The sequence below is a fragment of the Rhizobium sp. K102 genome (genome assembly GCF_022385315.1).
Lineage (GTDB): Bacteria > Pseudomonadota > Alphaproteobacteria > Rhizobiales > Rhizobiaceae > Rhizobium > Rhizobium croatiense.
On sequence record NZ_CP092435.1, the window covers coordinates 322,462 to 340,096 of the forward strand.

Annotated in this window: 21 protein-coding genes and 1 pseudogene; 10 read left to right on the top strand and 12 right to left on the bottom strand. The window is 59.4% G+C overall.

Annotated elements, in window-relative coordinates; translation table 11 throughout:
• Positions 1-40: 40 nt before the first annotated feature.
• Positions 41-601, bottom strand: a complete 561-nt coding sequence (locus MHI61_RS05425) for a GNAT family N-acetyltransferase (protein ID WP_239789776.1) — start codon at positions 599-601, stop codon at positions 41-43.
• 222 nt (positions 602-823) lie between these two features.
• Here MHI61_RS05425 and MHI61_RS05430 point away from each other — a divergent pair, with 222 nt between their 5' ends.
• From MHI61_RS05430 to MHI61_RS05440, 3 genes are all read left to right on the top strand, one after another.
• Positions 824-1,201, top strand: coding sequence for a VOC family protein (locus MHI61_RS05430; protein ID WP_239789516.1), 378 nt, complete (start codon positions 824-826; stop codon positions 1,199-1,201).
• Between the two features lie 18 nt (positions 1,202-1,219).
• Complete coding sequence (locus tag MHI61_RS05435) at positions 1,220-2,113, top strand: arginase family protein (RefSeq protein ID WP_239789517.1); 894 nt, start codon at positions 1,220-1,222, stop codon at positions 2,111-2,113.
• Positions 2,114-2,224: 111 nt separating this feature from the next.
• The gene (locus MHI61_RS05440) at positions 2,225-2,905 is read left to right on the top strand and encodes an NmrA family NAD(P)-binding protein (RefSeq protein ID WP_345774849.1); all 681 of its coding nucleotides are present in this window, start codon (positions 2,225-2,227) and stop codon (positions 2,903-2,905) included.
• A 224-nt stretch (positions 2,906-3,129) separates the two neighbouring features.
• Here the strand turns inward: MHI61_RS05440 and MHI61_RS05445 are convergent, their stop codons facing one another.
• Entirely contained in the window at positions 3,130-3,660 is a 531-nt protein-coding gene (locus MHI61_RS05445; protein WP_345774850.1) for an NUDIX hydrolase, read from the bottom strand.
• Between the two features lie 205 nt (positions 3,661-3,865).
• On the opposite strand from MHI61_RS05445, the gene MHI61_RS05450 reads away from it, so the two are divergent.
• Positions 3,866-5,146 (top strand): CHAD domain-containing protein, encoded by a 1,281-nt coding sequence (locus tag MHI61_RS05450; protein ID WP_239789518.1) that lies wholly within the window; start codon positions 3,866-3,868, stop codon positions 5,144-5,146.
• Between the two features lie 52 nt (positions 5,147-5,198).
• On the opposite strand, the gene MHI61_RS05455 is transcribed toward MHI61_RS05450, so the two are convergent.
• The 3 genes from MHI61_RS05455 to MHI61_RS05465 all read right to left on the bottom strand — a co-directional run bounded on the left by MHI61_RS05455 (position 5,199) and on the right by MHI61_RS05465 (position 6,495).
• Complete coding sequence (locus tag MHI61_RS05455) at positions 5,199-5,510, bottom strand: hypothetical protein (RefSeq protein WP_239789519.1); 312 nt, start codon at positions 5,508-5,510, stop codon at positions 5,199-5,201.
• A 347-nt stretch (positions 5,511-5,857) separates the two neighbouring features.
• Positions 5,858-6,166 (bottom strand): hypothetical protein, encoded by a 309-nt coding sequence (locus tag MHI61_RS05460; protein WP_239789520.1) that lies wholly within the window; start codon positions 6,164-6,166, stop codon positions 5,858-5,860.
• Positions 6,167-6,276: 110 nt separating this feature from the next.
• Positions 6,277-6,495 (bottom strand): hypothetical protein, encoded by a 219-nt coding sequence (locus MHI61_RS05465; protein WP_239789521.1) that lies wholly within the window; start codon positions 6,493-6,495, stop codon positions 6,277-6,279.
• Between the two features lie 614 nt (positions 6,496-7,109).
• On the opposite strand from MHI61_RS05465, the gene MHI61_RS05470 reads away from it, so the two are divergent.
• The 3 genes from MHI61_RS05470 to MHI61_RS05480 all read left to right on the top strand — a co-directional run bounded on the left by MHI61_RS05470 (position 7,110) and on the right by MHI61_RS05480 (position 8,801).
• A complete protein-coding gene (locus MHI61_RS05470; RefSeq protein WP_096477652.1) occupies positions 7,110-7,325 on the top strand; it encodes a hypothetical protein in 216 nt (71 codons plus the stop codon).
• A gap of 865 nt (positions 7,326-8,190) precedes the next feature.
• Positions 8,191-8,481: a hypothetical protein gene (locus MHI61_RS05475; protein ID WP_239789522.1), complete on the top strand. Its 291-nt coding sequence runs from the start codon at positions 8,191-8,193 to the stop codon at positions 8,479-8,481.
• A complete protein-coding gene (locus MHI61_RS05480; protein ID WP_239789523.1) occupies positions 8,478-8,801 on the top strand; it encodes an ATPase inhibitor subunit zeta in 324 nt (107 codons plus the stop codon). The genes MHI61_RS05475 and MHI61_RS05480 overlap by 4 nt, the downstream gene beginning before the upstream one ends.
• Before the next feature lie 122 nt (positions 8,802-8,923).
• Here the strand turns inward: MHI61_RS05480 and MHI61_RS05485 are convergent, their stop codons facing one another.
• The 4 genes from MHI61_RS05485 to MHI61_RS05500 form a co-directional block, all read right to left on the bottom strand.
• A complete protein-coding gene (locus MHI61_RS05485) occupies positions 8,924-9,190 on the bottom strand; it encodes a BON domain-containing protein (protein ID WP_239789524.1) in 267 nt (88 codons plus the stop codon).
• Positions 9,191-9,228: 38 nt separating this feature from the next.
• Positions 9,229-9,495: a DUF1488 domain-containing protein gene (locus tag MHI61_RS05490; protein ID WP_222140704.1), complete on the bottom strand. Its 267-nt coding sequence runs from the start codon at positions 9,493-9,495 to the stop codon at positions 9,229-9,231.
• A 472-nt stretch (positions 9,496-9,967) separates the two neighbouring features.
• On the bottom strand, positions 9,968-10,741 hold the full coding sequence (locus MHI61_RS05495; protein ID WP_239789525.1) for a hypothetical protein: 774 nt from the start codon (positions 10,739-10,741) through the stop codon (positions 9,968-9,970).
• Positions 10,742-11,189: 448 nt separating this feature from the next.
• Positions 11,190-11,510, bottom strand: a complete 321-nt coding sequence (locus MHI61_RS05500) for a hypothetical protein (RefSeq protein WP_239789526.1) — start codon at positions 11,508-11,510, stop codon at positions 11,190-11,192.
• Positions 11,511-11,548: 38 nt separating this feature from the next.
• Here MHI61_RS05500 and MHI61_RS05505 point away from each other — a divergent pair, with 38 nt between their 5' ends.
• From MHI61_RS05505 to MHI61_RS05515, 3 genes and pseudogenes are all read left to right on the top strand, one after another.
• Complete coding sequence (locus MHI61_RS05505) at positions 11,549-11,794, top strand: hypothetical protein (RefSeq protein WP_096769658.1); 246 nt, start codon at positions 11,549-11,551, stop codon at positions 11,792-11,794.
• A 510-nt stretch (positions 11,795-12,304) separates the two neighbouring features.
• Positions 12,305-14,421: pseudogene (locus MHI61_RS05510) on the top strand (carboxy terminal-processing peptidase).
• A gap of 178 nt (positions 14,422-14,599) precedes the next feature.
• Positions 14,600-15,496, top strand: a complete 897-nt coding sequence (locus tag MHI61_RS05515; protein WP_239789527.1) for a GGDEF domain-containing protein — start codon at positions 14,600-14,602, stop codon at positions 15,494-15,496.
• A gap of 34 nt (positions 15,497-15,530) precedes the next feature.
• Here MHI61_RS05515 and MHI61_RS05520 read toward each other — a convergent pair whose 3' ends face one another.
• From MHI61_RS05520 to MHI61_RS05530, 3 genes are read right to left on the bottom strand one after another with little or no spacing between them, the layout of a single operon-like run.
• Positions 15,531-15,884, bottom strand: coding sequence for a hypothetical protein (locus MHI61_RS05520; RefSeq protein ID WP_239789528.1), 354 nt, complete (start codon positions 15,882-15,884; stop codon positions 15,531-15,533).
• 29 nt (positions 15,885-15,913) lie between these two features.
• Entirely contained in the window at positions 15,914-16,387 is a 474-nt protein-coding gene (locus MHI61_RS05525) for a hypothetical protein (protein ID WP_239789529.1), read from the bottom strand.
• Positions 16,388-16,406: 19 nt separating this feature from the next.
• Entirely contained in the window at positions 16,407-17,627 is a 1,221-nt protein-coding gene (locus tag MHI61_RS05530; protein ID WP_239789530.1) for a hypothetical protein, read from the bottom strand.
• Positions 17,628-17,635 lie beyond the last annotated feature (8 nt).

The window sequence follows — 17,635 nt, forward strand, 5'->3', positions numbered from 1 at the left end:
TCCTTTCAAGGCGCTCAAGCGCTGTCGGATCGAACCGAGCTTAATGGGGCGGTCGCAGCATCGGGACGAGCGTCGGCGATGACCCGGCCTGGATCGCGCCGAGCGGCTCGAAACCGTAGCGCCGGTAGAACGGGATATTGCGCGGGTTCGAGGATTCCAAATAGGCTGGTGCGTGATCGCGATCGCACCTTGCGAGTGCGTACACCATCAAGGCGTCCCCATGACCTTCGCCTTGATGGGCCGGGTCGACACCGATCAGCGGCAGGTACCAATGTGGTCCCTTCGGGTGGTACGTGGCCATCTGCTCGAACATGACCGCGGTTTCGGGGGCAAGAGAGGGCGCAACGGTGCTTTCGAGCACCGCACCAAGTCCTTCCTCGTCAGAATGCACCCCGGGCGGCAGCCACAGCGCCGTCCCGGCGTAACCGTCGGTGCAAAAGGCGCTTCCGTTGGAGAAGGCGCTGCTCCCGAACGCCCGGATCATTCGCGGCATGGCCGCAAGGTACTGGTGTGCATTGGGCCAGGTCCATCGCGCCATAGGATCGCCTGCAAACGCCAACAAGATCGTATCGACCGCAAGATCTTCCTCGGCCGCGGCCATAAATCTCACTGTTGGGCTCACACTGGCCTCCTAAGTTAGGTAGTCCGACTAGGTGCCTACACCCGTTCTCAGCCACGCATCGTAACCCAGATGGCGCGGGACGTCGATTTCCGCATCTGGATATCTGGAGCGACTTCGTTCCGGGGATAAGCGATAGTCGGCCTCAAGGGAACAACGACTGAAAGCCGCGGTTATGGGGTTAACGCTCAAGCGGAGGTAGCTGTGATCCACCATGTCTCGGTGGGGACGAATGATGTCGCGCGTTCGAAGCGCTTCTATGACGCTGTCCTGCCGATCGTCGGCATTCTGCCACTGGCAGAAGACGAGGGCGGACTGGGTTACGGCAGCGGCACGTTTCACTTCAGCGTCCAGGTTCCGATTGACGGAAAACCAGCGACCGTGGGCAACGGCACCCATATCGCCTTTGCAGTCGAGGACCGTTCGATGGTCGATCGATTTTATGCCGCAGCCCTGAAACATGGTGGCAGCGGCGACGGCGCACCGGGGCTGCGACCGAATTACGACGCCAACTATTATGGGGCCTTCGTCCGCGATCCGGACGGGCACAAGATCGAAGCAGTGACCTACTCCGCGAAATAGCCGCCAACGGAGGCGCCCATGCCGACCTTGCCCTATGCAATTCTCGAAGCCCCTTCCACGCTGGGTCTAGCGACCGAGGGTGTGGAACGCTTGCCCGACCAACTCCTGGACTTCGGCCTTGCTGAGCGCATCCACGCGCGCCGCGCCGGGCGACTGGCTGTGCCCGCGAAGGACCCTACGCCCGACCCCGAAACCGGCACCCTGAACGCCAGAGCAATTGCGGAGTGGTCGCCCAAGCTCGCCGACGCGGTGGAAGCGGTGCTTGACGCGGGCGAGTTTCCGGTGGTGCTGGGCGGCGATTGCACGATCTTGCTGGGTTCGATGCTCGCGTTTCGACGCCGCGGCCGCTATGGCCTGTTCTTCATCGACGGCAACGCCGATTTCTTTCAGCCCGAGGCGGAGCCCAATGGCGAGGGCGCCTCGATGGACCTCGCCTTCGTCACCGGCTACGGCCCGCCGCTGCTGACCGACATCGAAGGGCGCGGCCCTCTGGTTCGGCCTCAAGACGCTGTCGCCTTCGCATATCGCGATCACGAGGATCAGGCGGAATACGGAAGCCAGCCGCTTCCTGAAGGGCTCAAGGCGATTGACCTTCCCGCCCTGCGCAAGGCCGGCATCGAGGCCGCTGCGCGCCAAGCGGTCGATCACCTGACGCGAGCGGAACTGGATGGCTTCTTCATCCACCTCGACGCAGACTGCCTGGACGACGCCATTATGCCGGCTGTCGATTTCCGCGTGCCGGGCGGATTATCGTGGGACGAGCTGGAGGTCGCGCTTCGGATTGCCCTGGCGAGCGGCAAAGCGGTCGGCATCGAAATCACCATCTATAACCCGCGCCTTGATGACGACGGCAGCGCCGGACGCGGCCTGGCCAATGTGCTAGCCGCCGCGCTGGCGACAGCAGCGCCATAACAGGGGGAGCACCGCTCCAGGCGCGCTCCGCGTCGGTGAATTGCATCTGCTGCGGCAAGGAACCTTTGAACGGGGCGAAACGTTATGCGCCTCATTGCTGGAGACTGGATAATGTACGTCGTTGTTGGCGGGACAGGCCACGTCGGTTCCGCCGTGGCGCAGACACTGCTCGATGAGGGCGAGGCCGTTACCATCGTCACGCGAGACCGTGAGAGGGCCGGCGCATGGCAACAGCGGGGCGCGGAGGTCGCCGTCGCCGACGTCCACGACGTCGTCTCGCTGCGTGAGGTGTTCCGCCGCGGAAAGCGGGCCTTCCTACTGAACCCGAACGCTGACATCTCGAGCGATACGGATCGGGAGGAACGCGAGACCGTGCGCTGCCTGCTGGAGGCGATCGAAGGGTCCGGACTGGAGAAGCTCTTGGCGCAATCAACCCTGGGCGCGCAGCCGGGCAAAGAATGCGGCGATCTCAACGTCCTTTACGAACTGGAAGTGGGCCTGAGGAACCAGCCGATTCCTGCCAGTGTGATCCGCGCAGCCTACTATTACAGCAATTGGGATACGATGTTGGAACCTGTCATGAAGGACGGGGTGCTATCGACCATGCTCCCTGCCGACCTCAAGCTCCCGATGGTCGCGCCGGAGGATCTGGGAAGGGTGGCCGCGCGGCTCCTGCGGGCGCCGATTGAACAGGACGGCCTATACCCGGTAGAGGGGCCGGAACGGAACTCCCCAATGATGTCGCCGCAGCCTTCGCTGCCGCACTCGGCCGGGCGGTTCGCCTCGACGTGATCCCGCGTGAAACCTGGGAAGACGCATACCGCAGCTTGGGCTTCTCCGAACCGGCGGCTCACTCATATGCAAGGATGACGGCTCTCACCGCTGACGGTCCCGAATATCCCGAGGATCCAATTCGAGGATCGATCTCGCTCCAGACCTACATAGGCAAGCTCGTCGCGGCTCATCGTGACGCGTCCTGATGGTCGAAAGGGAAAGCCAGCCCGCAAGGGAACCCTTCAAAAGGAAGGAACACGCCTCGAATTGGCAAGTTTCACCATCAGCGCCCTCAGTCCCGGCTGAGATGCTTCGGTGACCGCAGCGTCAAGCGGGAACCAGGCCTTCTTGCGGATCGTTTTCTCCGGATAGTCGTCCGAAATACCCGTCACCTCGAGAAGGTGAACGGCGACATGGTAGCGATGCGGGGTGCTGTCCTTCCGGTAGGTAAAAGAGCCAAATACCGCTTTGTCGACACTGCCGATGACGCCTGCTTCTTCGAACAACTCGCGGCTCGCGGTGAGGTCGCTGCTCTCGCCGGCGGCGAGATGTCCTTTCGGCACGCCCCATCTGCCGTTCCGACGGCTCCCGACCATGAGCACCTCAAGTCGCCCGCCGTCGGCCCTGCGATAACAGATCGCGCCCGCCTGCGCAATTTCGCGGGCGAGATCGCCGCTCGGGGACTTGTTGTCGTTTGCGAGCATAGCCGTTTTAGATTTCTTTCTATTTTTCATCAGGTCGCAGTAACACCGTACTATGACAGTCAGATCCACGTTGGAAGTTCGTCGTCAAGCAGGAGGAGTTCATCATGTCGTCAGAAACCGAAATCAAACTTGATCTGTCACATGAAGCCTTCGATGCCTTGATTGGTTCCGATCTCCTGGGCGAACCCGCTGAGGTTGTCCAGCAAAGCTCTGTTACTTCGATGCCGCCGATCGCAGGCTTTGGAACAATGGCTACACCCTTCGCATACGGAAGGTGGAGACCGCGAGAACGCAAACGGTAAAGGCTACTGGCCCCAGTAGTGCTCTTTTTGCGAGATCGGAATGGGAGACCCCCGTCGAAAACGACGAACCCGTCCTCGACCACACAAGCCCGCTTTTGGCAGAGTTTGGTGGCGAGCTGAAGCTTGTACCTCTCTTCGACGCGGTCTGCGAAAGACGGCTCTGGAAAGTGGAAGAAAATGGCTCTCGGATCGAGGTCGCCGTCGATGCTGGACAAGCTGTTTCGGGGGACCGGCTCTCTCCTTTCCTCGAAGCTGAGATCGAGCTGAAGGACGGCAGCTCCAACGACTTGTTCGTGTTCGCCAGGAAAATCGGCGCCGTCGCCGGGTTCAGGATCGGCGTCCGGTCGAAGGCAGAGCGAGGCTTCGGCCTAATCGAGGCGCAGAAGACAGCGTTCAAGTCGGAGCGTGTCGATCTTGACCGGAATATGGATGCCGCCATGGCCTTTCGAGCCATCTCGCTTTCGTGTTTCCGCCATTTCCGATTGAATGAAGAGGTTCTCCTTCATCGGCGCAACCCGGAGGCGCTTCATCAAGCGCGGGTGGCGCTGCGTCGTCTCCGTTCGGCTTTTTCGCTGTTCAAGCCAATCATTCCCGGAAACGAGCCGCTGCGGCTGAAGGACGAGCTGCGCTGGCTAGCAGTCATACTCGGCGAGGCGCGCAACGTCGACGTCCTTCTGACGAAAGCGACGGACCCTGATCTCGTGTTTAAGCTCAAGTCGGCTCGGGAAAGTGTTTACCGCGACGCGATCGATGCTCTGAATTCTGCGCGGTCTCGGACCTTGATGCTCGACCTGTTCGATTGGCTGGAGTGCGGCGACTACCTTCCTGGCAACGGCACGGCGTCAGCGGCGATTCCCAGCGCTCGGGACTTCGCAGAACGTGTGCTGGACAAGCAGCGGAAGCGGCTGAAGAAGGACGGCGGCTCCTTGGCGACGCTTGACGACGACCACAGACACGAGGTTCGCAAGGATGCGAAGGGATTCAGATACGCCGCCGAGTTCTTCGCCTCACTCTTCGACGACGCGCGGGGCGTCCGTCGGCATAAGAAATTTCTTGCGGCCATGGAAGCGCTTCAGGACGATCTGGGCGCGTTGAACGATCTGGTAACTGGCCCGGAGGTTTTGGACAAGCACGGTCTGTCCGGACATCCGGCGAAAGATTCTGTCGTTTCCCATGCGGACAAGGACGCCCTGATCGAACGAGCGCAAGCATCTCTCGATGACGTTCTCGACAGCAAGCGTTTCTGGAGATAGCAGGACGCATCTTCGATAGCTCGCGCGCCCCAAGAACGCTTTAAGGTGAGGGTCAATCCTTGAGGCGGTCCATATTGCGAGACCAAGGGAAAGAAATCACCGGTTTCTGCGCAACGGGCGTATGTTCGCTTGGTGCTTCCTGTTCAGCAGATCCGGCATCGCGCAGTGCCTCGCGAAGAGCCTGACCTTGCGGATGATCGCCGAAGTGCTTCAGAAAGCTCGAAATCGGCCATCTCGTCTCAGTGCCGCCGGAGGCGTCGTTGGCGTGATGGATCACGATATGCTCGTCCGCAGTTCCGTTATGTCCGAGATACCATTTGTCTCCGTTTGCGCTCGCTGCAAATTCTTTTGGTGCTTCCGGCATTCCAGCCTCCTCTGATGGTGCCCATCATTGTGCCGCTTCCCGGCGCACTGTCGGCGATTTATGGTTTCGGTAAGTGCAGCAAGGGGCTTGAGTGAACGGCTTGGTCGCTCTGCCGGGCGACCCCGATGATATATCAAGGCAGCAGATTCATCGGCCGGGGGGCAATCCGACGCCGTGTCCGCTGAGTTGCAGGTAGTTCATGGCACGGAGCGTCGATGATTTCCTGCGCCTCCGACGCTTGCGCCGAGGGCAATGAGAAACTCGTCTAGCTGTTCGAACTGCTCCGACATGCAACCCGCCATCCGGGGCAATGGCTTCGTCGAATTAGTAACTCACCAAGTGTCTGTTCACGCGCCGGTGGGCGACTTAACCACGACGGCTGAACGGATCCCCTGTATCAACTTGCGATTTTTCTCGAACTCCGCGGATGATTTCGAGGGCAGTGGTGTTTTTCCAAAGTGCCGGCTGAGTTCGATGGAAAGGGCGGCGGGCGAGGTCATTCCATCATTATAAAGATTGAACAGCAATTTGACCGCGATGTTGTAATATTTAGGATCTGCGAGGCTACTTGTGGAATCGTATCCGGCGTCGTCGAGGACGCCTTGCAATACAGCCAGGTCAGAGGTCCGCACAGGTATGTTGAGATTGGAAGACATGCTGTCCTCCTTCAATTTGGGGCGAAGGCAACAACCGACCTTCACGCAGTAGCGCCCTGAGAAACAGCTACTGAAGATGCATCCTGCGCCTAATCAATGCGGCTGGCAAACTAAATATTCCGGGGTAGCAGGAAGCGGTCAGGCTTATGCGTTCGAATGTAGTTATTCTCGCAATCATCGTTTCCCGGTTCGATAGTCACCAGCGCCAAAGAACGTTCCTCGCTGAATCGCCTCGCGGCGTCATCAATTTTTCTTGTCCGCAGGCGGGTGCACAGCTCGCGTGGCGCCTCCTTCGTTTTCCCATGATGCCAAAGCTTCAGGATCGGCATGCAGCTTCCGCCGCCTCGAAGAGGGGTAGGCGGGCGCCGGGATCGTCGCCGCCCTGATGCGTCTTATCACCATCACCTCTTCGTGATGGTCGCCGTTTTCTGAAGCCGCAAGATCTGTCGTCGCGTAGTCCGCTCGCTTGAGGATGGACCGCAGCCGCCAATTCTCGTCGCGTTTCGCAGCAGTTCCAGTCGTGATGATTACTACCATAACCATCCCCTCAAAATTAAACTAATGATGACGGCGAAGCTCGCCAAGATGGAAGCCCTGAACAAGAAGTCGCCGTAAGCCACGGTATGGAAAGAGCGCTTGAGGGTGGAAGACATCTTGTCCTCCTTTGATTGGGGCGAAGGGAGCCACCCCTTGATCGGCAGCGCCCGTTTCATTGGCTGCCGATATGCAAACATGCGCCTTTATTGCGCTTTATCCAAGGCAAAAGCGACGAACGCTGTGCCAGGCGCCCCTATAGTTTTGCGTGCTGGCGCCAGTCGGTCGCGAGGAGAGGCGTGGGCTCTGTCTTAGCTCGTTCAGCGACAACCAACCTGGCGGCCGCGATAGTACCGGGGCGGCACCCGAATTGAATCCTACTATCGCCGCCTGTGTGATATAGTCTCTTATGACCTATTCCCCGAAGGACCTGGAACTCGCGCGCCGGCAAGTGATTGTCGACCGGCAGATGATTTGCGCGCAGCAGGGCCTGATCGACGGAATGCTGGCGCGAGGCGAGCCTGCCGGGCTGGCCAGGGAAAGGCTGGTCAAGTTGACAGAGGATTTGCGCAACCATTGCTTCCATCAGGATCTGATTCAGGCGTCGATCCGATTGGAGCGCTGAGCCAGCCGCCGCCCACGGGGGCGGTCGGCGGGTCTAATCCTTGTTCACTCCCCGGCTTTTTCGTCAGGCTCCTCGGCACGCCTTTCGGCTTCCCGGGTGGCGATCTTCCTGCTGTGATCGGTCCGCGCCTGCTCGAGTTCTCCCATTGTAGGAAGATCCCGGACAGCCAGAACTCCTATCATCGGCCTCAGTGCTTCGGGGCTTTGTGAACCGATGCCGCGGGTTCTTTGCTTCAGGCAGTTCCCGAACTGCGCGCGCTTCCTCGGACGGCACTGCGAGGTCCGTGCGTGCCGCGACGGCATGGGCGATCAATTCCTTCGCGGAGGGATTGCCGTCCGGACGCTTTGCGTTAGCGCCGAAGTCGTGGCGGTCACTGGCGGTAAGGGGCTTGGCGTTGTTATGTCTCGACATTTAGATGCCTCTTTTTTCATGAAGTCATGAGCCTGCCGTTCGCGCGGGACGCGCTTTCGCGGCCGACGTCCTGCTTGGCGAGCAGCCTGGCGAAGGTAGTGTATATTTCTGCAAAATCCGATCTTTTGAATGGCGGTATCTTGTATTTCATGAAAATAGCGCAATAAAAAGGCGAATACGGCTTTATTGGATGGCTAGTTTAATTTACATATTCTACCAATAATATTTTAAATTTGACCAATCGAGTCTGAATAAAACCTTCATTCTAGGATTTTGTCCTAGTTGTGACGCAATTGGGGCGTAGGAGTCCCCTATCGTCGTTTGGCCCCTGTGGCTCTCGTCCGTGTCAGAGACTTGAAGACCATCATCGCTCCGAATTCCGATCGCCATGCCAATGCCCTTTAGGAAGTATTAGCGGGCCTTGGCTCACCGCCTTCAACTGGAGCCTTTCACCATGTCCGACCTATCATCCACACGCACGACGGACACCATCGTTCACTTCTCCGCCCCGTTCGCGCTTCCCGATCTTGTCGGTGAGATGCATCCGGCCGGCGATTACAAGATCGCTCAGGATGAGGAGCGGATCGAGGGCCTGTCGTTGCTTGCCTACCGCCGCACCGCAACCTACATTCATCTGCCGTCGATTGCGCAGGGCAACCGCTTGCGCAGGATCGTCCGGATGGAGCCGACGGTGCTCGCTGATCTCTTGGCAGCGACGAATGCGACGCAGGAGCCGTCCCGATGAACGCCATCGAAAACCGTGAGAAAGCGCTGGAGCAGATCTATTTCCTGAATTCGGAAATGGCCTTCAAGGTGCGATCGCGCCGCGACCGTCTACTGGCGATCTGGGTCTGCGGCATGACAGGCGCTGCCGATGTCAAAGCCTATGTCGGAGAGATCGTCGATCTCAGGATGTCAGGGGCTGACGATGAAGCCGTGATTGCCAAAATCCTTGCAGATTTGCGCTCGACCGGAAATGATCTCGATGAAAGAGCCTTGCGGGAGCGCATGGAGGCTTTGAGCGCTGCCGCCACGCAGGATATCACCCGGCAACCCTCTTTATGATCGGGAGATCCATCTGCCGCTAGCGAAAGCTGTCCCGGGTTTGGCTAGGTCCCGGGTTGGCTAGCGGCCGGACCGGAATACGACGCAGCCGCGCCATGGAAATAATGCCGGACGGACTTGCCTCATAAATCCGGCGACAGTTCATTGTGAACCTTGCGCACGCCGTTGGTTCCCAGTGTGATCTCCTCAGCCCGTGACACCTCCGCTTTCAAATGCACCCATCCGGCCAGCGGGATGTCGCGGCCGCGCGCGGTGACGAAGATATAGCTGGGGTCGAGATCGCCGGCATGGGCGAGCGCGCTGTAGACGGCCGATTCAAGATCGCCCTGGTCGGGACAGCGGGTCGCCACGCGGCCCGCGACACTGAGATGTTTTCTGTCGACTGACATGGGTTCGGCTCCTGCACGGCCTCGCCGGGTGTAAAAGTCTACCGGCGGATATCCTGCGCCGTCAGAGTATATCGGTCTTTGCCGCCGCGGCCGTAGGCATGGGTGGCCGCTTCCAGAATGATCTCGCGCGCCATGTCGAAGGCTCTCAGGCACTCGTCCTCGGAGCGGCCGGGCTGGCTCGCGGTCCGCAAGGCGTTAGCTTCGACTAAAAACCGCACTTCGAACATGCCGTCATAACCGGAGAAGCGGACCGCATTCCGGCTCTCATCAAAACTACGGCTTCTATTGGGAAAGCTGAGTGTCACGCATTCTCTCCCGGAGGTCAGTAATGCCCAATCCATTCGGACTGTAGCAAGAACATGCTGTTGGGGACGGAGTAGCCGGTCTCGCCTGAGGCGCGGCAAGGCTGGTCAAACTGCCGGTGTGCTACTGATGCAGAAACACCATCATCCTCCTGCGGGCGCCCGAATTCCCGCGAACGGCTGCACCTTCGCAGATCCGCTCCTATAGAAATATGGGGCGCGGCATTCGAATTGCAATGTAGGGGCCGGGTGGCTAGAATCTGCCGTCTGCGCTTGAGGCGGTGACAATGGTTCCCGCTATTCAGCGCGCTTACCTCAGCTTAATTCTGTAGGAATCGCTGAAGGCGATAATCTCCTCGGGCTTGGCCGTCGCCGCCATGCTGGAGATGATTGCATCGAACTTGCCGCCGGCGGAAAACATCATCAGCCATTTTGAGAGCGAGGGAGGCGCCGGACAGTGGACTTCCGCTGATCTTTAATCGCTCATGCAGACACCACTGCGAAGCTGGTACGGACGATTGCAGTCCCAGCCGTTGCCCGCCGAGTTAAGATGTGCGTTTTCGGGAGGCTTGACCTGCAGGCATTGATTGCTCCTCGTCGCGAAGCCTCGGTCGCATTTCCATTTTTGCCCGTAGGGCGTGTCGACGAAGATGGCATTCTCCGGAACCTGGACGGCGACACACGCCTGATCCTTCTTTTCAAAGCCTCTATCACACATCCACTCATTTCCGCCGGTTGTCAGATAGGCGTGGGCGGGGAGTTCGAGTTTGAGGCATGCTTGTTGTGTCGCGCGATAACCTCTTTCGCATTCCCAGCCGGATCCTGTGGTGGTATCGGACAGGAATGCTTTCTCCGGGACTTTAATAAGGTCGCAACCCACATTGGTTTGACGGTATCCACGCAGGCATCTCCAGCGGTCGCCGGAAGATGGGTCGAGATATGCATTGGTCGGAATTTGGACAGCGAGGCACCGATCCCCCTTCTCGAGAAAGCCGTAATGGCAATCCCAGCCATTGCCAAAGGAGGAGTTCGTCAGGAACGCGTTGTCGGGAAGCTGCACCTCGAAGCAGGTGTCATCCTGCCTTCGAAAACCACCATTGCATGTCCAGCCGGAGCCGTAGCGGCTTGCCTGGGCATTTTCAGGCACCGGCCTTGCGGTCTGGCCGAACGCCGAGGAGCTGAGTCCCGATGCAAATTGCAGGAGGACGGTCATCGTGAGGGCCAGCGCCCTGTAATATGATTGGCGCATGAGTTGTCTCCAAAGGCCTGCATCTGCGATCTCCGGGTCCGAATTCCGAGATACAATGCTGATGGTTAAAGCGGGAAAGAAAGATACGGTGCGAAGCTACCAGAGCCTTGGCTTTTTCTCGGGAGCTTTCTCAGGAAAAATGGGCGTCGGACATATCTCGCGACCGACAAGTGACGAGCCATGAAGCTGCCGTCTTTTGTGAACCATCGGAAAAGCCCTATGGACTTCCCGATTGCATGGATTGTGCTTGCTTTCGCCGTTGGCGTTCAGGAGGATTTTCTGGAAATAAAGCAGGAAGCAGGCATGTGAGGATCGGGACGTCATCGCGTCCTCCTCTTGTCGGGGCTAGGGCGCGCGCATGTCCCTCAGGCGGCAGCGCCCTGACCAGTTGCAGCCGACATCGCACCCTGGGCTTCATTTCCGCCTTTGGCAAGCAAGGTTTTGCTATTCACGTGGTGCCTTGAAGGAGGCTGATCAAACCCTTATATAGATTGCACGTTTTCAGCCTTTCGGCTACCTGATCCTCCCGGCTGCGTCGGTTGCTTGGCGAACCCTGATTTTGCGAAAGTTGCGAACTTCGCCATACTTGCTGGAGCGGTTTGTAGATGTGTTCGTCCGGCAGCCGCACTGAGAGTGTCATAATGATCAATACCACCCGCCGTGCCGCCGAAGCATGTTCAGGCGTTCCAAGCCAGAACATGGAGTCTGCTGGAACGGTTGGCCTGACTTCTTTTTCCGTTGATACCGCAGACAGGACGGTGATGATCAACTGTCCTCGACAATCGCTCCAATCGCAAGGATCAGGTTATGACCGTTTTCGACTATAGTGCCGGCGCGGGGCTTTACCCGTGCAAGACAATCAAGAGAAAAAGCAGCCTCGCTTACAAAAGGTTCGATTCCGTCGCCGAAGCTCTTCGCTTTGCGATCGAGGACATGCCGGCCTCTCTCCTTCGCGGATCCGTGCTCGAAGTCGAGGAGGCGCGCTTCGATGGATTGCAGATGCGCAAACTCTATGAAGCCGAGGCATATCCGCTGACGCGCCGGAAGTCGTGAGGCGGTGGTGCCAATGCGACTGTTTGGCCGCTGTCTCTGGATCCTTCGAGCGCAGCAGAGGGACCGTAGGGCGACAATTTCCGATATTTCTACCAGTGCCAGGCTAACTGCGAAAACAATTACGCCGACACCGCCCAGATCAGAGGCTTGAAGCTCGCCAAAGAAGGCGACCTGTTTCCACGGGACGCGAATTAATGGACGCATTGCGATGCCTCCATCATCGACGCAAGAGCGACCAATTCGGGGAGCGGCCGCAAAAGGTCAAGTTTATGACGTCGGCGACCTTAAACTCATTGTTGGAGCGCGGACTGCTGCGCAGTCCCAATTCGGACGGGGGACGCAAGGAGCAGCACGGTATCACCATGGCCGGTAAGATGTGGCCGCCTCCCGGCCGAATACTAAAATGGCTCCCCAGACGCATCCCGTTTGCCAGCTGCTTGCCAAAATACCATAATTGCGCCACCTAAATCACCCATCGACAGAGCAGCATAAGAATTGGATCCACGCTGAATGCGCATAGCCTACGTTTTTCTTGGTGCATTTCTTGCAATTGCGCCGTCCGCATATGCTGAAGTTGCACCGCCGCCTGTTTTGAAGCCGCTGGAGCGGCAGGCGGATGCGGCTTTGTTGAGCGCGCAGTTTCTGTCGCGCTACAGCTACAAGCCGGTGGCGCTCGATGACGCCTTGTCGGCGAGGGTGATGGATGGGTTCATCAAGTCGCTGGATCCGGACCGCATGCTCTTCCTGCAGGCCGATATCGACAAGTTCATGGCGGACCGCAGCAAGATCGACGATGCGATCGAGCGAAAGGATTTGAAGATCCCGTTTGCGATCTTCAATGCTTATGAACGGCGCGTTGCCGACCGCATGAGCTATGCACGCAGCCTGTTGAAGCAGGGTTTCGATTTCAGCGTTAAGGAAGATTACGCGGTGCTGCGCGAGAAGGCGCCCTGGCCGCAGTCGGAGGCCGAGAGCAATGAGCTTTGGCGCAAGCGCGTCAAGAGCGACTGGCTGCGGCTGACGCTCGGCGGCAAGACCGATGCGGCCATTCGCGAAACGCTCGACAAGCGTTATGAAAACACGCTCGAGCGCGCTTACAAGTTCAAGAGCGACGATGTTTTCCAGTCGTTCATGGATGCCTATTCGAACGCGGTCGATCCGCACACGGATTATTTCGGCGCGGCCGCCTCGGCCGATTTCAATGTCTCGATGAAGCTTTCGCTCTTCGGCATCGGCGCGGTGCTGCAGGAGCGCGACGATTACACGACGATCCGTGAGCTCGTGCCCGGCGGGCCGGCGCAGCTCTCCGGCAAGCTTGCCGTCGGCGACCGCATCACCGGCGTCGGCCAGGGCAAGGACGGGCCGATCAAGGAAGTGGTGGGCACGCGCCTCGACGAGGTGGTGCAGATGATCCGCGGCAAGAAGGGCTCCGTCGTGCGCCTGGACATTCTGCCGGCGGACGCCGGCGCCGATGCCACGCATCGCGTCGTCAGCCTGGTGCGCGATAAGATCAGCCTCGACAAGCAGGCCGCCAAGAAGACGGTGCTGTCGGTCAAGGCGGGCGACGCCACGCGCAAGATCGGCATCATCACCCTGCCGGTCTTCTATGAGGATTTCGATGCCAAGAACAAAGGCGACAAGGATTATAAGAGCGCAAGCCGCGATGTTGCCAAGCTTCTCGAAGAGCTGAACCAGGAGAATGTCGACGGCGTTCTCCTCGATCTGCGCAACAATGGCGGCGGCTCGCTGGACGAGGCGATCGATCTCACCGGCCTCTTCATCGGCAAGGGCCCGGTCGTTCAGCAGCGCGCCAGCAATGGCAAGATCGTGGTGAAGAGCGCGGATTTTTCAGCCCCCGCCTGGACGGGCCCGATGGGCGTGCTGATCAACCGCGGTTCGGCCTCGGCGTCGGAGATCTTCGCCGCGGCCATCCAGGATTATGGGCGCGGCGTCATCATCGGCGAACCCAGCTTCGGCAAGGGCACGGTGCAGACGGTCGTCGATCTCGACGAGGTGGTTCACAACAGCAAGCCCGAGCTCGGTGAACTGAAGGTGACGATTTCGCAGTTCTTCCGGGTCAATGGCGGCACGACGCAGCTGCGCGGCGTCACCCCGATATCAGCCTGCCTGGGCTCTCTGATCCCAGCAACTTCGGCGAAACCAGTTATGACAATGCCCTGCCATGGGCTGAGATCAAGCCGGCGAAATATACGCCGGAAGGCGATATCACCGCCTTGCTGCCGGCCCTGCAAAGCCGCCATGATTCCAGGGTCAAGAGCGATCCGGATTTCCAGCGCCTGATCGAGGACATTGCCGAGCTGAAGGCGCAGCGCGAAAAAGGCGTCGTGTCGCTGAACGAAGCCGAGCGCCGCAAGGAAGCGGCGGCCCGCGAGAAGCGGTTCAAGGATCGGGCCGAGGCGAGCGACGGCGAGGATCCGACCGGAGATGACGGCCTGCAATCGGACGAGCGCAGCCTGAGCGCCGATATCGCCATGGAAAACGCCCGCAAGAAGGCAAAGGACGTCCTGCTCGACGAGGCGGCCGCCATTGTTGCAGACGGGGCGGATTTGCAGCACGGCGGCGTCAACGCCGTGACAAAACAAACGGAAAAGACGGAAGGGAAATAGGGGGCCTGCTCCCGGGGGGCTGCAGTTCAGATCGCCGCCGATGCCCGGTCACGATCGGGCGCGGCGGCCGTGTTGACGTTTCCGTAATCACCGGTAGCGCCTTTGCTTGCTGCAATCGGCTCTTTCCCGTTAAGATTTCTGCGCCATGTCATGCCAGGGTAACCAGATAGGGTTCGGTATGGACGCGCTCGTCGAACAGCTTCTCAGCCTTTCCGCACACACTGAAACGCTGATTGCGGTCTATGATGGGGATGACCGGCTGCAATATGCCAACAGTGCCTTTCGTTCGGCCTATTTCATCGAGCCGGATGAGACGCCGCTCTGGCCGGATCTCATGCGGCGCAATTTCGAGCTGAACCGGGGCACGGTCCTTCGGACCGATGATTTCGAGGCGTGGCTGCGCTCGACCCAGTCGCGCCGCGGCAAGATCGGCTATCGCGCCTTCGAGACGGATCTCAGCGACGGCCGCTGGCTGTGGATGACGGAGACGGTCCAGCAGAACGGCTGGATGTTGTGCATCGCCAGCGACATCACCCGGCTCAAGGCGCAGGGCCGGACGGTCCGGCAGGATCGCGATCAGGCGATCAAGGCGTCCTATACCGACGAGCTCACCGGCGTTGCCAACCGCCGTTTCGTCATGGCCCGCGTCGACGACATGCTGGCCGCCGCCCGGGGTGGCGGCAGCGGCTGCCTTGCCGTCTTCGATATCGACAATTTCAAGCGCATCAACGATCGGCTCGGCCACCACGCCGGCGACCTCGTGCTGCGCGATTTCGCCCATCGCATCCATCAGAATGTGCGCCGCAACGATTGTTTCGGCCGGGTCGGCGGCGAGGAATTTCTCCTCGTCATGCCGGCAACCGGCCAGGAGGACGCCATCGCCATGATCGAGCGCATGCTGACGGTGATCCGCTTCTCCCGGCCGCTCACCAACTCGCCCGACTTCAGCTACACCTGCTCGGCCGGCATCGCCGCCTGCCTCCCGTCAGACAGCGTCTCGGATCTTTATCGGCGCGCCGACGAGGCGCTCTATGCCGCCAAGATGAGTGGCCGCGATAGGGTGCGAGCGGCGTAGGGTTATTGGCGTTCGAGCGCGCTACTTCCCGCGTTTATTGCCCGCGATTGGTTGCAGAGCATTTACCTTTGCGTCTCAGGGCGTCGAGATCGCTTTGCAACACGCGCTTTGGTTTAGGAAACGTGATTGTTCCAGTCTCATCGAGTTCAAGCGGAATTTCGTAATCGGAGGGCACCGGATCGACATTTGGCACCGTTTCGTAAACGGTGACGCCGCCCACGCCGTTACTGTGCCCGATCAGTACATAGAAGGTAGTCGGGTGATTTACGGCAACCTTCTCGAGTTTCGTACCCGTCTTAGTGTCGACGCAGGGACTATCGCTAAGCCAGTCTTTCACTGTGAGCGAAGCGTAGGCTTTCGAAATGTAAACATCAACCTTATATGGCATAATTGCCCTCCCGTTGCTGTAGACTCGACCTACTCGTTATTGAGGCGACCATTGCGATGCGCCATTCTCAGGGTGATGGCGTAGGAACTAGGCGACCTCTTGCCTGGCAACTGCGAATCCAGAATGAGGCTCCTTGCGTCGCCAAAGGCCGTCGTAATTTCGAGGATTTGTTCAGATGCGGTGATCCGCCACATTTGGTAACCCAGATTTTTGTCAAAGCCGCAGCCCTTGGCCTCCTCGGCATCTGGGCCGGTGATAATAAAAATGCGGGTTGAATCCAGCCTGTAGCAATGGCCCTCGAAAGCGTAGCCATAAGCAAGCACTGTGTAGCCGGTTACTCTTCCGGCATGCAGCTTAATTTGCAGCTCTGCTTTACTCACAAGCCCGACATCCAGATGGGCGATGCCGTTAGCGTCATTCAAATCTATGCCGTAAAGTATAATCTCATCCGCTTTATAGCGGCGCCCAGAAAGTGAGGGTGCTGGAACGCTTTCGTCTGTCATCGATGCCTCCCGTCGTTGGTTAGAGAATGCCGCGCCACCTCATGCAATCGTCAAGCTGGTCGAGATAGGAGATCCCGCGCCCGCGGCTCGCCGCCTCGAGGAAGGCCAGGGCCGCCGTTTCGAAGGACAGGCTGTCGGGATCGAGGTATTTCCAGGACCGAATGAGCGCTTCGCCGATGATGTCGCGCGCTTCCTGCAGGGCGGCCTTCGCGGCGAAATGGGTCAGCTCGTAAGAGGCTCTGTGGCCGCGCAACCCTTCTTCGATCAGCGCCGGCGCCATCTGCTGGCGCAGGTCGCTGAAGCGCCTCGGATCGATATCCGACACGCCGCGTTCGTAGAGCAGCGACTGATAGATCTCAACGAGGCAGTCGAAGAGGCCTGCTGCAAAGGGTTTTGAGCGGTCGTGCACTTCCTGGCTGACATCGCCGATACGAAGCGAATTGTTGAGCGATCTCAGCTGCTTCTCGTCGCTGAGCTCGGCAAATTTGTCGAGTTCGTTGTGCAGCAGCAGATTGCCGCTGGTGCGGCGCAGCAGCCGGTCGAGCGCCGTGTCGAAGTGCAGCAGTCCGAGCAGCGAGATGAAATCGGCGATCGCTTCGTGATAGGCAAAGAAATCGCAGGCCGATCCGTCGCCTTCGAGGATGCCGAGTTCGCTCAGCAGAATGAGATGGCCCAATTCGTGGGCGACCGCATCGAAATTCAGCGCGAAACAGGAGGCCGGCCTTTGCGCCTCGCTTTCGCCGAGCTCGAGAAAGCCGAAGCCGGACTGGGCGTTTTGCCAATCCGGGATGCGGGGGACGATTTCCAGCCGTTCCAGCGTCGGCTGGAAAAACCAGACGATCGAGCGGCCGAGATAGCCCTCGCAGATGTCGAGAACGCGGCGGGTGCAGGCATAGCTGTGGGTTGCAAGGAAGGCCGGTGAGCCCGGCAGGATATGATCGAAATGGCCGTCGGGGCCGGGCTCGGCCGGCGGCTGCAGCAGGCCGGGATAGGGCGGAATATAAGGCGCGGCGTAGGGTAATTTCGCCTCGATCGGATTTGCCACATAGATGCGGGCGTCGGATGGTCCCGCCAGGATCGGTCCTGCCGAAGGCCCGATCCACACCACTTCGGGCTTTTCGTACCCGGGAATGAAGGATGGCTGGGGAAAGACGAGGAAACGTGTCCCGAGCGGCCGCTCTGGAGCTGCCCCGTGGCCTGCGCCCTCGTTATGCGTGATGGCATCCAATGCTGCCCCCACCGCTCGTT

Excerpts from the sequence above, each read along its gene's own strand:
- MHI61_RS05425 (WP_239789776.1), bottom strand. The coding sequence starts at position 601 with ATGGCCGCGGCCGAGGAAGATCTTGCGGTCGATACGATCTTGTTGGCG.
- MHI61_RS05435 (WP_239789517.1), top strand. The coding sequence starts at position 1,220 with ATGCCGACCTTGCCCTATGCAATTCTCGAAGCCCCTTCCACGCTGGGT.
- MHI61_RS05440 (WP_345774849.1), top strand. The coding sequence starts at position 2,225 with ATGTACGTCGTTGTTGGCGGGACAGGCCACGTCGGTTCCGCCGTGGCG.
- MHI61_RS05455 (WP_239789519.1), bottom strand. The coding sequence starts at position 5,510 with ATGCCGGAAGCACCAAAAGAATTTGCAGCGAGCGCAAACGGAGACAAA.
- MHI61_RS05460 (WP_239789520.1), bottom strand. The coding sequence starts at position 6,166 with ATGTCTTCCAATCTCAACATACCTGTGCGGACCTCTGACCTGGCTGTA.
- MHI61_RS05465 (WP_239789521.1), bottom strand. The coding sequence starts at position 6,495 with ATGCCGATCCTGAAGCTTTGGCATCATGGGAAAACGAAGGAGGCGCCA.
- MHI61_RS05470 (WP_096477652.1), top strand. The coding sequence starts at position 7,110 with ATGACCTATTCCCCGAAGGACCTGGAACTCGCGCGCCGGCAAGTGATT.
- MHI61_RS05475 (WP_239789522.1), top strand. The coding sequence starts at position 8,191 with ATGTCCGACCTATCATCCACACGCACGACGGACACCATCGTTCACTTC.
- MHI61_RS05480 (WP_239789523.1), top strand. The coding sequence starts at position 8,478 with ATGAACGCCATCGAAAACCGTGAGAAAGCGCTGGAGCAGATCTATTTC.
- MHI61_RS05485 (WP_239789524.1), bottom strand. The coding sequence starts at position 9,190 with ATGTCAGTCGACAGAAAACATCTCAGTGTCGCGGGCCGCGTGGCGACC.
- MHI61_RS05495 (WP_239789525.1), bottom strand. The coding sequence starts at position 10,741 with ATGCGCCAATCATATTACAGGGCGCTGGCCCTCACGATGACCGTCCTC.
- MHI61_RS05505 (WP_096769658.1), top strand. The coding sequence starts at position 11,549 with ATGACCGTTTTCGACTATAGTGCCGGCGCGGGGCTTTACCCGTGCAAG.
- MHI61_RS05515 (WP_239789527.1), top strand. The coding sequence starts at position 14,600 with ATGGACGCGCTCGTCGAACAGCTTCTCAGCCTTTCCGCACACACTGAA.
- MHI61_RS05520 (WP_239789528.1), bottom strand. The coding sequence starts at position 15,884 with ATGCCATATAAGGTTGATGTTTACATTTCGAAAGCCTACGCTTCGCTC.
- MHI61_RS05525 (WP_239789529.1), bottom strand. The coding sequence starts at position 16,387 with ATGACAGACGAAAGCGTTCCAGCACCCTCACTTTCTGGGCGCCGCTAT.